This is a genomic window from Acidithiobacillus concretivorus (genome assembly GCF_018853445.1).
GTDB lineage: Bacteria > Pseudomonadota > Gammaproteobacteria > Acidithiobacillales > Acidithiobacillaceae > Acidithiobacillus > Acidithiobacillus concretivorus.
In genome coordinates this window covers 1-14,182 of sequence record NZ_JABELD010000070.1, presented here as the reverse complement: position 1 = coordinate 14,182, position 14,182 = coordinate 1, and the positions used below count along the sequence as shown (strand labels likewise).

9 protein-coding genes are annotated in these 14,182 nt (G+C 53.4%); 1 reads left to right on the top strand and 8 read right to left on the bottom strand.

The window, feature by feature from the left end; genetic code table 11:
* Window positions 1-20: 20 nt before the first annotated feature.
* Complete coding sequence (locus HJG40_RS09810; protein ID WP_215864024.1) at window positions 21-2,246, bottom strand: flagellin N-terminal helical domain-containing protein; 2,226 nt, start codon at window positions 2,244-2,246, stop codon at window positions 21-23.
* Window positions 2,247-2,511: 265 nt separating this feature from the next.
* On the opposite strand from HJG40_RS09810, the gene HJG40_RS09805 reads away from it, so the two are divergent.
* A complete protein-coding gene (locus tag HJG40_RS09805; protein ID WP_215864023.1) occupies window positions 2,512-3,075 on the top strand; it encodes a Uma2 family endonuclease in 564 nt (187 codons plus the stop codon).
* A 3-nt stretch (window positions 3,076-3,078) separates the two neighbouring features.
* Here the strand turns inward: HJG40_RS09805 and HJG40_RS09800 are convergent, their stop codons facing one another.
* The 7 genes from HJG40_RS09800 to HJG40_RS09770 are packed head-to-tail and all read right to left on the bottom strand — an operon-like array spanning window position 3,079 to window position 14,021.
* A complete protein-coding gene (locus HJG40_RS09800) occupies window positions 3,079-7,782 on the bottom strand; it encodes a glycosyltransferase (RefSeq protein ID WP_215864022.1) in 4,704 nt (1,567 codons plus the stop codon).
* 28 nt (window positions 7,783-7,810) lie between these two features.
* Window positions 7,811-9,136 carry a flagellar hook-associated protein FlgL gene (gene flgL / locus HJG40_RS09795; protein ID WP_215864021.1) on the bottom strand — a complete coding sequence of 442 codons (1,326 nt, stop codon included), beginning with the start codon at window positions 9,134-9,136 and terminating at the stop codon, window positions 7,811-7,813.
* Between the two features lie 10 nt (window positions 9,137-9,146).
* Window positions 9,147-11,174, bottom strand: coding sequence for a flagellar hook-associated protein FlgK (gene flgK, locus HJG40_RS09790; protein ID WP_215864020.1), 2,028 nt, complete (start codon window positions 11,172-11,174; stop codon window positions 9,147-9,149).
* A gap of 2 nt (window positions 11,175-11,176) precedes the next feature.
* Window positions 11,177-11,533, bottom strand: coding sequence for a hypothetical protein (locus HJG40_RS09785; RefSeq protein WP_215864019.1), 357 nt, complete (start codon window positions 11,531-11,533; stop codon window positions 11,177-11,179).
* A gap of 60 nt (window positions 11,534-11,593) precedes the next feature.
* Complete coding sequence (flgJ, locus tag HJG40_RS09780; RefSeq protein ID WP_215864018.1) at window positions 11,594-12,556, bottom strand: flagellar assembly peptidoglycan hydrolase FlgJ; 963 nt, start codon at window positions 12,554-12,556, stop codon at window positions 11,594-11,596.
* A complete protein-coding gene (locus HJG40_RS09775; RefSeq protein WP_215864017.1) occupies window positions 12,553-13,680 on the bottom strand; it encodes a flagellar basal body P-ring protein FlgI in 1,128 nt (375 codons plus the stop codon). The genes flgJ and HJG40_RS09775 overlap by 4 nt, the downstream gene beginning before the upstream one ends.
* An 11-nt stretch (window positions 13,681-13,691) precedes the next feature.
* Window positions 13,692-14,021 carry a flagellar basal body L-ring protein FlgH gene (locus HJG40_RS09770; protein WP_226857367.1) on the bottom strand — a complete coding sequence of 110 codons (330 nt, stop codon included), beginning with the start codon at window positions 14,019-14,021 and terminating at the stop codon, window positions 13,692-13,694.
* Window positions 14,022-14,182: the final 161 nt, after the last annotated feature.

Below are 14,182 nucleotides of genomic sequence, written 5' to 3'. Positions count from 1 at the left end.
ACGTTATAGTTTTAGAAATCTCAGCCTGATGGCAGAAGCTTGAGATAAGCCTGCTGAAGCGTATTTTCCTGGGCCAGGGTCGAAATACCTGCCCGTTGCAGAATCTGATACTTGGTCAGCTGTGAGGTTGCCTGAGCGATATTGGCATCCTGGACAGTCGATTGGGCAGGCTGCATATTGGTGGCAGATGTCTGGTCGTTAGCTACTGAGACCTGAATCCGGGTTTGGGTGGCACCCAGCTCACTGGCCTGCTGATTCAAATAGTCCAAGGCCTGATCCACAATGGTAATGGTCCGTTGCGCCGCCTCTCGGGTGCTGACATTAATGTCAGCCAGTGCCGAACCACTCTGCAGCCTGCTGACCTGGCTGCTGAATCCGATCATATCGCCATTATTGATCCGATAGGAACTGGACGAAGCAAAAAGCACCGCCCCCTGAATCAGCGCGTTATGAGAGCTACTGTTGATGGGGTAACCGATGGACGCCTGAGAGCTTCCACTGACGGCTTGCAAACTTCCAGTCGAGCCAGCGGCAAGCGCTGTGGATGCCAACTGACCATTGGCCAACCCTGCTGAAATGTTGATATTGTCCCCATTGGCATTAGTGAGAATCAGCTCGGGAATACCATTAACCACATGGGTGCTGGCAGCGATTCCGGTGACCGCAGTCTGATGGTTAATGGCCGTCAATAAGGCATTTATATCGGGTTGACCGTTGGCGGTATTATTCACGCTGGCAGAGATGTTCACGGCATTCCCGGGTAAACCACTACTCCCATTACTGAGGGTAAAAGTGTAGCTTCCCGTAGCCACCAGAAAGGAAGCACTGTTATAGGCATTGACCGCTGCAGCAATGCTCGCTGCCGACTCAGTTTCGGTGTTGACATCAACCTGCGCGTTACCAAATGGTCCTTGGATGTTCAGCCCGTTGCTCCCCGTTCCGGAACTAAAGGAACCGTAATAGGTATTGGGGGAAATCTGTGTTTCAGTGGCAGGCGTGTTACTTGTGATCAGGATTCCTCTGGAGCTGAATGCATCATTCTCTATATGAACCTCCTGAAACATTCCGGTAGAGTCTGGTGCCATAGCCGACCCGCCATTATTTTGAATGTAACTGATATGACCACTGCCACTTTCTATAGTTGGCGGATTCTGGGTAATGTTAGAACCTGCTTTAAAAACATTTCCTTGCACACTGGCAAGATATGTCAGCTGGGTAGACGACCCGGTTTTCGTTATGGAAACTAGGTTTTCATTCACAGAGTTGCGTAGTGAGCTCAGATGTGGCGCACTGTCAGGCAATGTTACGGTGATTTCATTTGTTTGAATGTTATAATTGTAGCTTCCATTGGTTACATAGGGTGGACCGCTAAAGGAAATGTCCTTGTCGTTGGCAGGATAAGTCAATTTCAATACGGGTGTACCGTTAACCAATTGCGTTGTGCCCGAAATTTTGATTCCTGCGCTACTGATTGCTGTAGCGATTTTATTAAGTTCCTGCGTATCCGGCGGGTTTCCCGTTAATGTCACTTTGACTTTGCTACTGATACTTCCACCATTCTCCAACCCCCGCGATATATAGAAATCATAAGTTCCACCGCTGAAGGTAAAGTAGGCACTGGTCTGGGCTGGAGTAATAGTGAAGGCACCCCCTGGTGCGAAGCCTCCGCTCACAAAGGCGCCATTACATCCGTAGCTATCGCTGTACGGGGACACTGCGGGAATATGATCCCCCATGGCTGACGTCTGTGCGTTACCCACCGCCGCATTGATAATCTGGTTGGAGTTGGCCCCCACTTGAAATGCCGCGCCCGCAAAAGTGCCATCCAAAAGATTCTGACCGTTAAACTGAGTCTGGGTCGCAATGCTTTGCACCTGGGCCAGCAACTGACTCACCACACCCTGTAGGGCCTGACGGTCAGCAGTGGTATTAGAAGCGTTAGCTGCCTGCACTGCCGTAGTCCGAATTTGCTGCAACAGGCTGGTCTGGTTCTGAATTGCGCCTGTAGCCGTCTGCACCAAGGATACACCCTGATTTCCGTTGGCAATCGCCTGATTCAACCCGTTTATTTGAGAATGAAAACGCTGGGCTATGGCATAGCCCGCCGGATTGTCTGCCGGGCTGTTGATACTCTTACCCGTGGACAATTGTTGCAAATAAGTATTGAGGCTACCCTGGGTACCATTGAGGGCTTCCAGCGTGTTCAATGCCGAAGTATTTGTATTGATAACACCTGATATTGCCATGGCCTGTCCGTTTATTTGAAACATCAACAACCAAGCCCATCAGCAAAATCAGTGCCATAATTTTTTACAACCATAAAATCAATAAAATAAAGTCCTTCAAGAGGTGTTTAGTAGCTGTTAAGCTACCGCCTTACATTCTGTCGGCTCAGATCTGGCAATTTTTTGCCGCCCCCCTCTCCGTAACAACAGGCATTTTCCAGAGCTTGAGAATCAGGTGCTTGCGGGCTACATTGGTCACTATCAACCCTATCACTGAGGGAAGCCCATGAGCGCCCGTACCGAGCACCGAAGCCTGAGCGAGGCAGAGTACCTTGATGCCGAAGCTACGGCTGATTATAAAAGCGAGTATCTGGCTGGCGAAGTGTTTGCCATGGCCGGTGCCAGCGAGCGACACAACCGCATTGCGGGTAATATTTTTTTTCATCTGCGCTCGGCCAGCCGTGGCCACTCTTGCCGCGCCTTCATGGCGGACATGAAGCTGCGTATCAGCACCCAGCAAGCCTTTTATTATCCTGATGCCATGCTGGTCTGTGAACCCGAAGACGATCACCCCTTGTACAAAAGTGCTCCCTGCTTTCTGGCTGAGGTATTGTCACCTGCTACTGCTGCCATCGACCAACGAGAAAAATGGCTCGCCTATCGGGATATCCACGCTTTACAGTATTACCTTCTGGTAGACTCGGAGCGGATTTACGCCCGACTTTTCAGACGCGAGGGTGGCATTTGGGGCGAGCAGGTTCTCGACCCCGGAGATATCCTCCAGTTGGACTGTGGGGGGTTATCTATCAGCCTATCTTTGGATGACCTTTATGAAGACAGCGGGCTTTGATTCTCAGGGCAGCCAAGCCGCCAACCAGTCGTCCAGATTTTCCTCCAGTAACCAGTTGGCGCGCACAAACTCCCGCAAGCGGTCGCCAGCCGCTTCCAGAGCCTGTCGATCGGCAATCTGCTCTCGAATGGCCCGCACCCAGTCGCGATAGCGATTGGCAACCCGAGTGACAGGAAAATCTCCCTGATAGGGGAAAATATCGGAACAAATTACCGGATAGCCAAGTATCCCGTATTCCAGAATCCGCAAATGGCTTTTGGCTTCATTGAAAGGATTATTTTCCAAGGGTGCCAAGGCCAGGTCCAGGTCCAGGCTGGCCAATTTGCCGGGATACTGAGGTAAGGGCACCCCCGTATGGAACTCACGGACATAAGGACGCAGTGCATCGGGGCAGAGACCGAAAAACACCCAGTCCACATCGTCGGCCAGATCGCGCACCACATCGGCGATCATTTCCAGATCACCCGTGTGCCCCACGCCGCCGGCCCAACCGACTCTGGGCTTGGCTTCACCGCGTCGGCGGGGCCGCAAGGATCCCCAAATGGCGTCTTCAATGCAATTGGGTTGCACGCGCACTTCATCGGCAAAGCCTTTGTAGGCGTTGGCAAGGGGCTCTGTCGCGACCACTAAGCGGTTGCAGAGGCCTGCTGCCTTGCGAAAACGCTTGGCGATGTCCTTGTGAATTTGGGCCTTATGCAGGCTTTTTACCGGTAAATTGGTGATTAGGTCATCAATTTCAAAAACCCGGAAGGTTTTCAGCAGTTTTTTGTGCCGCTCCAACGCCTCAATTTGCGGCCATTCCATTTGCCGCTGCAACACAATACTTTCCGGGGAAAAGCGCTCCATTTCCGCTGGCTCAAATATCCGCATGGTTTCCCAACCCTGCACCCTTCCCGCCTGTTGCAAGGCGCGCATAGGGGAGATGATCCGGTACTCTCCACAGCCCTCCCGGTCTGCAGGATGCACCAGGATGCGCGGGCGTGGTCGCCATTCCGGATCCCAGGACAGGGCGGCCTGATCTTCAAGCAGAAAATCCGTACTCGCCAGACTCAAATGGCGATTATAAGCGGGGTCAAAGGCCAATTGGGGCAGCCATTTCTGATAAAAAGCCATTTTTTCACCCGCAAAACGTTTTTCCTTTTCGGGGCTGGGTTTTTTCTCGACTTCACCGCGCTGACTGGCGGAACCTTCATGGAGGAGCATCGCCCAAGGGGTGAAAACAATTTTATGCCCCGCTTCTCGTGCCTTCAGGCAGAGATCGATATCATTGTAGGAAACCTGAAACTGTTTTTCATCCAGTCCACCCAACTCTTGATATAACGATTTTTCGATGAGCAGACAGGCCCCTGTCACCGCCGACAAATTCTGGGTCAGCATAGCCCGGCCAAAATAACCCCGATATTCGGGTGGCTGACCAATAAAGGGATGCTCTGCCGGCCCGCGCATTCCAAGAATCACTCCGGCATGCTGAATTTTGCCATCGGGAAAGAGCAACTTAGCGCCCACAACCCCCACCTCCGGACGTAAAATCTGACTGACCATTTCATCCAGCCAGTCGTCATGCAGTGCCGCCGTATCGTTATTGAGCAATAGGACATAATCGCCTCGTGCCTGTTCTGCTGCGCGGTTATTCATGGCTGAAAAATTGAAAGGACCGGGATGCCGCAGTACGCGCAAGCGGCCACCCAATTGCTCCTCCTGTGCCGCAAGCATTTCCAGATAAGTCCGCGCTTCGGCATCATCGCTGTCATTATCGACAATGAGTATTTCATAATGTGCGTACTTAGTTTTTTCAATCAGCGATTCTACGCAGCGCTGCAAATAGCAGAGTTGGTTGCGTGTGGGGATAATGATGGAAACCAGAGGCGTACTACTGAGGGGATAACGCACCCGAGTGGAAGGCGGGAAGGGTCCGGGCAGCACTTCCGCAGCAATATTCAGGCGCTGTAAATGCCTCTGCAATGCAGCTTGACTGACCTGGAGTATTTCCTCAACGGACTTGTTGCAGTGCCCGCCACCCTGTAAACGATGGTAGAGCACTTCTGGGATATGGCCGATGCCGGCATCACCGATTTTTTCCCAGGCCCGCAAGACGAAATCATAATCTTCAGCACCATCAGCTTGAGGATCAAAACCACCGAGCGCCTCAAATAGTTCTTTTTTGATGACCAGCAAGCCACCTATATAAGGTAAGCTTCGCAAGTAGTCGATATTGAAATCGGGCTTGCAGTGGGGATTGACGTGCTGACCATCAGGCGTAAGGGAATCTTCGTCGGTGTAGATGAGTTGCCATTCGGGGTGATTCTGGATGGCCATCTGGGTACGGAATATGGCGTCGGGGGCGAGTTGGTCTCCGGCGTCGATCAGGCCGAGCCAGTCGGCGTCCCCGACGAGCAGCTCGTGGTTAGCACGCTCAATCAAACCGGCGGTGTCGGATTGATCTGGAACCAATAGTATCCTGTAGCCGAACCGTTGCGCATTCAAGGAGTCAGCAGAGTGCTGCATCCCTGACTGCGCGTGCGTCAGCAAGGCTAGAGCGAAATCAGGGATCGCGACTTCGGCATCACTCCACTTAGCGATGGTTTCATTGATCCAAGTCTTTTCTGATGGCAGCCAACGGGCTTCGGGGAGCCAAGGGACGGGCGGGGGTGACGACCCGGCCGTAGGACCATTAGAAGACGCAGCGGCACCAGCAATTCCTCCCGACAAAAGCGCACTCTTTACCGGCTCTGACCATTGCGGAGGCTGCGAATGTTCCGAAAATTGTCCACATCCACCCAAACGTAGGCGGGTGCGCCACGCATCTGCAGGCCTGCGATCAAGTTGATTGAGCACCGCAGTGATAACTTGAGCCGGAGCGATCGCCTCCATGCAGAACGCCTTACCGAACTTACAGCGGGGGTCGGTGTTTGGTGCGGGAAGGTCATGCAGACAGCCCGCGCACTCGACTGGCGAGCGCAGCGCAGTCTGCTCCGCACCGAATGGGGCACGATACTTTGGATCAGCCATTCCATATAGGCCTACTGCTGGGGTACCGACTGCGGCAGCAACATGAAGCAACGCTGAATCTGGGCCAACCAACAAGTCGGAGACAGCTATTGCAGCAGCGGTTCCGCGCAGATCTAGCTGGTTTACTAGATTGAGAATTCGCGCTGTAGCAGGCGGCTGGAAATCAGCACCAGCACCGACCGCAATCAGCCCTAAGCGCGGATCGGCCATTAACACAGCGAGCAGAGAATGCCAATGCGCCATTGGCCACGACCGGTCGGGCGTCGCGCCCATATGCACGGCGATAATGCGATTTACCATTCCCCAGGAATCACCTGCGGCAGCCACCCTACTCCCGATAATTTGATAATCGCGGCGATCAAGATGTAATTCAAGTGATGGATTTGGCAAGACGACACCGGCCTCATTAGCATAGGCAATCAATATGTGCTGCTTTGGCTGGCGCTCGTAAACTTCATCGAGATTAATGACCAAATCGCTATCTCTTGGTCGGAAGCCAGATGATGTCGCCATAAGCAAGTCAACGTGCGGATTACCCGCGAATACCTCGTTGATATCGGTAGAAACTATCAAAGTGTGATCCGGCAGCTTCTCGCGTACTGCGCGCACAATAGGGGTAGCTTGAAGTACATCACCACGTGCATAGCGCCTCTGCACGACGACGCGAGGACGATGCGGAGCTACGCGCGGTTCCTCCAAGAGCATCAGATAATCTTCGTCTTGATCCGGGTTGATCTGCTCCAGCGGGGTGATCCGTCCCGTATCGTCCAAGGCATTTTCCTGAAACAAAGGCCGCCCCTGGCGCCAGTAGCTGATCCGACCGAAATGAGGCTGCAGTAAGTCGCGAATGCGGCGATAGTTCCACGCGCTCCAATGATGAGGATTGAGGTGAAAGCCGTGCCAGCGTTCGCAAGGCAGCGACAACAGCATGCGCCCGCCCGGCGCCAGCTTGCTCATGAGTGCGATCAAGAAAGCTTCAGGGTCGCCGATATGCTCGACAGTCTCAAGCGAGAGCACCCAGTCGAAGCTCAACTCCTCCAGTTCCTCGAGGGGGCCAAGATGGAAGCGAGCCCGGCCCGGCGGGTTGAGCCGGCGGGCTAGACCGACGGCCAGCGAATCAAGGTCGGCACCGAGGTAATCGGTTACGCCAGGACGGCGTTCGAGCAACCATGCCGCACCGTAGCCGGGGCCCGTGGCGACTTCGAGGACCCGACCTTCTGTGACGAGGCTATCGACCCATCGGTAGCGGTTGAGTACCTGAGCCGTCGTCCAGTAATTCTCCATCCCAGGGATCGACCGACCATCAAGCATTTGCTGAACTGTACCGCCGAATGCCTCCCGGAACTCGCCGGTTACGATGACCTGTCCTTGCTGCGGATTGCCCTTCCAATACTTCAACACCTCGGTCGTGATACGCGCGAGAAGGATGTCTGGCCAGTCGGCGAAGCAATCGGGCCAGGTCAACCGACTGGCCGCCTCATTGATCGGCAATGCCAACGCCGGAACCAGACGGCCGGATTTCGGTAGATGGAAGTACAAATCAACGTGCGGTTGGGCCACGCCGTCGGCCAGCAACACGTCGAAGCGGACGGTGCAGAGATCAATTCGCTCTTGATTGAGGTTCCGCAACGTGGCGCGGGACAACAGTTGCCGCTGATCGAGCTGTGGGTCAAAACTGAAGGTGCGCTGGGATTTCAAGTGTCGTCCTCTCTTCTCGCTGACCAGATTACAGATATTGAAACAAACTCAACCCCTGCACTTGCACAAATGCCTTCTGTGCAGCCTGCAACGCCGTCGAGCTTTCCTGAAACTGAGTAATCACCTGGGGGTAACTCACATCGGCAATATTACCCTGGTCGGTCTGAAATTGCTGGGTCAGACTAGCATTCAGCGATTGCACACTCTGGGCCTGCTGGATATTCGAACCAATTTGCGCCTGGGTACTCAGCAGCGTGGTCTGGAACTGGTTCAGGTTTGCCAGGGCTTTACTAATGTCTTGTGCGCGTCTCGTATTCGCACCTGGAGAACCGGAACTGCCAGTAAAGGCGTCAATCAGATTGCTGAAGGTCTGAAAAATGCTTTGGGGCTTTGCAGCAGCCAGAGTAAATTGGGCGGTTTGTCCCGATGCTGGCTGTCCATTCGTCGAAACCGTCATAAAGGGGCTGCCGTTCAAGGTACTGGGTATGTTAATGCTTTGCCCGGGAGTATAAGTGCCGCTGACAACAATTCCGACGGAGCTGGCTGACGACCATCCTGAAACCGCACCTATGCCACTGCTGACCGTATATGTCAGGCCGCTGGAAGTACTGTTACTGATGCTCACATCGTATTGTACATTATTGGCCACAAACTGGCTGTCCGCCGTCGCCTGATTCAGCACACTGCCCGGCCCCATAGTGGTATTGCCTACATCGGTGGCTGTTGCTCCGGGGGTTGCCGGAATCTGATAATTACTGCCGGAAGCGGTAACCGTAAAAGTGCCATTTCCCGCCGGGACATTCATGAAAATCTCATTACCGGCCTGAGAAACAGACGTCGTCAGTCCCGGGCCGATTTGCAGATTTTTCTGGCTGGAATCACCCGTATATTGGACGGTACCATCACTCTGTAGCTGAAATGGCGGAGTCTGGGCATTGGACCCGCCATAGATGTAAGTTCCATTGGCATCCTGCGTATTAGCCAGTTGCACCAGTTGCTGCAGGTTACCTTGCATGGTCGTTACCGCATTTTGCAGGTCATTGGAATTGACTGTGGCATTATTCATCTGCACCGCCAGTTGCTGCACCTGATTCATCAGGGTACCGACTGTTTGCAAGGTGCTGGAACTCATACTGAGCCCCTGTTGAGCGTAAGTATTACTTTGTTGATAGCTGCCCAGATTGGCAATTTTGGTGTTGAGATCGAGCACCTGAGCATTACCCACAGGATCACTGGTAGGGTTAATCAGCGCATTGCCGGTGGAAAGCTGCTGCGAAAGATTGTTCAGCGTACTTTGTTGGTTCAACAAGGAATACAGGCTACTTTGGTAAAATTCCTGGGTGCTGACGCGCATGCTGTTCTCCTTATAGAGCCTGTATCAATGACTGAAACAAGGTGCTGCCCACCGAAATGGCTTTAGCTGCCGCCTGATAGGCCTGCTGATACTGAATCAGACTGGCTGCCTCTTGATCCAGATTCACGCCGGAAACCGCTTGCTGCGAGGCTTGGGCCGACTGCAAAACCGTAAGCTGGGCCTGGGCATTATTCTGGGCCTGAGCGGCCTGATTGGTCACCTGTGTGAGCAATTGCGCCGCATTATCATTAAAGGTGGCCGTTCCATTATTCAAAACATTATTCAAAACCTTCTTGGTGGCCAGCGCTGCCATCGCCTGGGCATTACCGTTACTCCCTGCCCCGCCCGGACTCAACGTAAAGGCATCGCCAGAAGCTGCCAATGTACCACTGAGATTCACCTGCCAATAACTCCCCGGCGCGTTGGGGTTCTGGATATCGATGATCGTACCGGAACCACCCAGACTGACCGTTCCAGAACCTATCACCGAACCAGTGCCAGACCCGGAAGAAATCTGGAAGGTCGCCGTACCACCCTGACTGGCTCCACTGGTCATCGTGATCTGCAAATTAGTCGGAAATGGCGATACATTGTTCAGCAACACAGCGCCGGAGACGGTACCGCTGACATATTGTCCGGCAGAAAGGGTCATATTACCTAGATTATCATTCTGCAGACTGCCGCTGCCTAACACGCCGGGGCTACTCACAAAAGGACTGGCCGCCGCAATACCCGTAGGATCAGTCAGTACCGTCTGCATATCTGCGGCACCCAGACGCGTCGGCTCTACCAGAAAGCTGTCCCCTGTTGCCGCAGTTCCGGACACCTGCAACTGGAATCCTACCCCAGAAAAATTCAGGGTCGTCGTACTCCCGTATATTGAGCCGGAAGTACTGACCACCGTTGCTCCCGTACTGCGGTCCTGCAAGGTCCATAGGGAGCCTGAAGTTTTACTCAAAATATAATCGTTACCACTCAGATTTCCGACATTACTAATGGAGCCCACCACGGAAACTGCGCCACTACTATTATGCGTATTCGCGAATACTTGCACAGGCCCTGTGCTGAACAAGGCCGAACCGCTGCTACCGTTGAGATTCAAGCCCTGCGCCTGCTGGGCATTCAAGGCGGAGGCAATACCATCTGCCAAAAGACCCAAGCCATTTTCAGCAGGATTCAACGATTGACTACGAAATTGTAATAATCCGCCCAGAGCACCGCCGCTAAGACTTTTAGAGATATCCGCGCCGTTGCTGGCATAGCCCACATCCAGAGTTTGCGGGTTGTATGGGCTACCCTGGGTCTGCAGGGCAAACGATTGACCACCCGCTACCAACACTTGCCCGTTACTGAGAAACACACTGAGCTGGTTATTATTCTGATTAAGAACCTGCACACCCACCTGACCATTTAATTCGGTAATCAGATGATCGCGCTGATCCAGCAAATCATTGGGTGAGCCGTTGGGATTACCCTGCGCGGCAGAAATCTGAACATTCAATTGCGCAATCTGCTTGCTGATGCTGTTAATCTGGTCAACGGACTCTGTAATCTGCTGATTTACCCCGCTGCCTACACTGGCCAACTGCTGTCCCAATGACTGAAAGGTCTGGCTGAGGGTCTGAGCATTGCTGAGCATGCTCTGGCGGGCGGGAATATCATCCGGGCTGGCAGCCACTTGCGCGACCCCGGAAAAAAACTGGCTGACCTGAGAACTGACACCACCATTATTGAGAATGCCCAGAATATTCTGGAGGGAACTCGATAAACTGGCCTGCCCACTTGCGCTGGCACTGGCCGTCCACACCTGACCCTGTAAAAAGCTGCTGTAACTGCGTTGCACGGAATCGACCTGAGTGCCGTTTCCATAATAAAGGCCGCCAATGGCGGTGGGAATGGCCGTTGATTGCAATGCACTTTGTTGACTGTATCCAGGCGTATTCACATTGGCAATATTATCACCAACCACCTGCAAGGCGGATTGTGCGGCTTGCAAACCGGTCAATGCATTATTTACCAGCCCACTGATTCCAGACATGATTATGCACTCCCCAATGAACGGCCCGTATATTCCCCACTACCATAAACAATTCCGGCTTGTTGCCGCAGCAAAACCAGAGCCTCCCCTAAACCAGAACCGGCAACCCGCAAAGCATGATCCAGGGCACTATAACTTTCCTGAAGTGCCAATACCGCCTCATTCAGTTCTACTGAAGGCGCCGCCTTTTGATTACTGGCGCGCAGGGCTAATAGACGCTTTCCCAAAAGTTCGGGCGCATCCGCTTTCGGCATGGGCTGGGTCCAATCACCACGGGCAAGCCACTGTCTTTGCTCTTCAAAGACCGTCATCAGCTGATTAACGGTTTCCAGTTCTTGCTCCAAGGATTGACTATCCATTATTTACCCCCGTCCCTGCACTATTCCATATTCTGGTAACGACACAAAAAGGCATAAGGTTTAGCCGCCTGCCTTAACGGCTGACTCCCCTGCCATCACCTCTTGCATCAGCGGGCTATCTGCTACTGCCACCAGTTTGTTCGCATATTGCGGATCGGTCGCATAACCTCCCTGCTGCAAGGCTTCGGCAAATCCGGCAATATTGTTGCCCTGCCCTAACGCTCCGCGATAACGGGGGTTGTTCATTAACAAGCTGGCGTAATTACGCACACTGTCCCCGACCGATTGATAAGCCCGGAAAGCGGCATTTTCCACTTCATTCACGCCGTTTTCGAATTCATGTGTCAGGCTATCCACCGAACTGCCGAGCCAGGAACCGCCTCCCTTGATGCCGAAAAGATTATTGCCTGCCACATGACTCCCCCAACCGGTTTCCAGAGCCGCTTGGGCAATAATGGCAGTGGGTGCCACGCCCAACTTCTGTGCGGCAACCTGCACCGAAGGCAAGATGGATTGCACAAAGGACTTGGCTTGTTCCAGAAGACTCTGGGAGGGTTTGGCCCAGCTTTCCGAAGTCATGACCGGAGCAGACAAGGCAGCATTACGGACGGGCATGGTCATTGTCTTGTCCCCGGCCGGTGATGTGTTCGGCTTACCCCAATGGAGGTTATAACGTGTGGCAATTTCCTTGGCCAAGGTCTGGGCAATACCTATACCCTGCCCTTGACTGACGGTTTGCGCAATCTGCTGGTTAAAAAGTGATTTTATCATTGGACCGGAATTTTTTCCGGTTAAATCCGAGCCGAAAGAAGTAGCCGACATGGACGAGAGCATCTCCTGCAGCAAAACGGCTTCAAACTGTTTGGCGACGGCCAGAATGGTTTTTGGATTATGCGCCTGGGCATCACTACGCAACTGATTCAGTCCGGAAAAGTTGAGGGCATCACTGGCGGTAGCTGCAGCAGCCTGCGGACTGACCTCCGCAGAGCGCGTCGTAGCAGTCAAATTGATGGCGGCACTCATATCACTTCCAGTTGCGCGTGCAAGGCACCCGCCGCTTTCATGGCCTGCAAAATGGCAATCAGGTCTGTAGGGGTTGCACCCACCGCATTCAAAGCACGAACCACGGCTTCGAGACTCACTCCCGGTTCAAACATCAACAACTTCGCTTGGGGTTGCTGAACTTTGACATTAGCTTGCGGTGCCACCACTGTCTGACCGGCTCCCAGGGGATTAGGCTGACTGACCAGATACTTCTGGGAAATGGTTACGGATAAATTACCATGGGCAACCGCACAAGCACCCAGCGTGACATTTTGTCCCAAGACAACCGTACCGCTGCGCGCATCAATAACTACCTTGGCTAGTGGCGTTTCGGGACTGACATCCAGGTTTTCAATTTGCGAAAGAAAATTGACTCGCGCACCGGGCGAACCGGGCGCATTGACCCGGACTTCACCGGCGTTCAGGGCTTCTGCCACCCCATATCCCAACTGCTGATTGATGACATTGGCAATACGTGCCGCAGTCGTAAAACTCGGGTTATGCAATTCGAGCATCATCGGCCCCGCCTGATCAAAGCCCGTCGAGACAGACCGCTCCACATTGGCCCCGTTGGGGATGGTTCCAGCCGTAGTAATATTTACCTGCGCTGAGGCGCCGTTACTACTGGCCCCAAAACCGCTGACAATCAGGTTTCCCTGAGCCACTGCATAGGTTTGGCCATCGGCGCCCTTCAAGGGCGTCATGAGCAAGGTACCCCCCGCCAGACTACTGGCATTACCCACAGCAGAAACGGTTACGTTAATAGTTTGTCCGGGTTGTGCAAAAGGCGGCAGGTGTGCGGTTACAATGACTGCAGCCACGTCTTTAGGTTGCAAGTTGGTGGCAACAGAGGCAGGTAAATTAATCCCCAAACGCTGAAACATATTGAGTAGAGATTGGGTGGTATAGGGTACCTGCGTAGCCTGATCGCCGGTTCCATTCAGTCCGACCACCAAACCGTAACCGACCAGCTGGTTGCTGCGCACTCCCCCAACCGCCACCAGATTGCGGATAGTTTCGGCTTGGGCTGTAAACAATCCGGTAAAAATCATCAGTACCAGCATCACGATGATTGCAGACGATGATCGCAAAAGCTTGGGCATCTGTTTTTTCCTCAGAAAGGCCATAGCGACAGGAAAAACCGCGCCAGCCAGGGCATCCGTGCGGCTGAGTAAATGCTGCCATTGCCGCTATATTCGACGCGCGCATCGGCAATTTGCGTGGATAAAATGGTATTTTGTGGCGTCACGTCAGCGGGCCGCACTACCCCGGCGACCCGGATGTATTCATGCCCACCATTCAGTAGCACTTCCTTGGAACCCTCAATGACCAGGTTTCCATTGCCCTGCACTCGCACTACCGTGACTTCCAGGGTGGCGGTAAAAGTATTGCTCTGGGTGGTAGCTCCTGTCCCGCCGTATTTCTGAGAACTGTTGGCGCCCATACTGGGGCTGAATGGGGTACCGGCAACACTCCCAAATCAGCAATTCTCAATATGAAGTTTGTCGGCCTCTCCGATCTCTCGGGACAAATTTTCGATTGGCTTTTAGGTGCTTTGCCGCAGCTTTTGCTGTGCGTTGGGCGTTAAAGGATAGAGGAAGATGC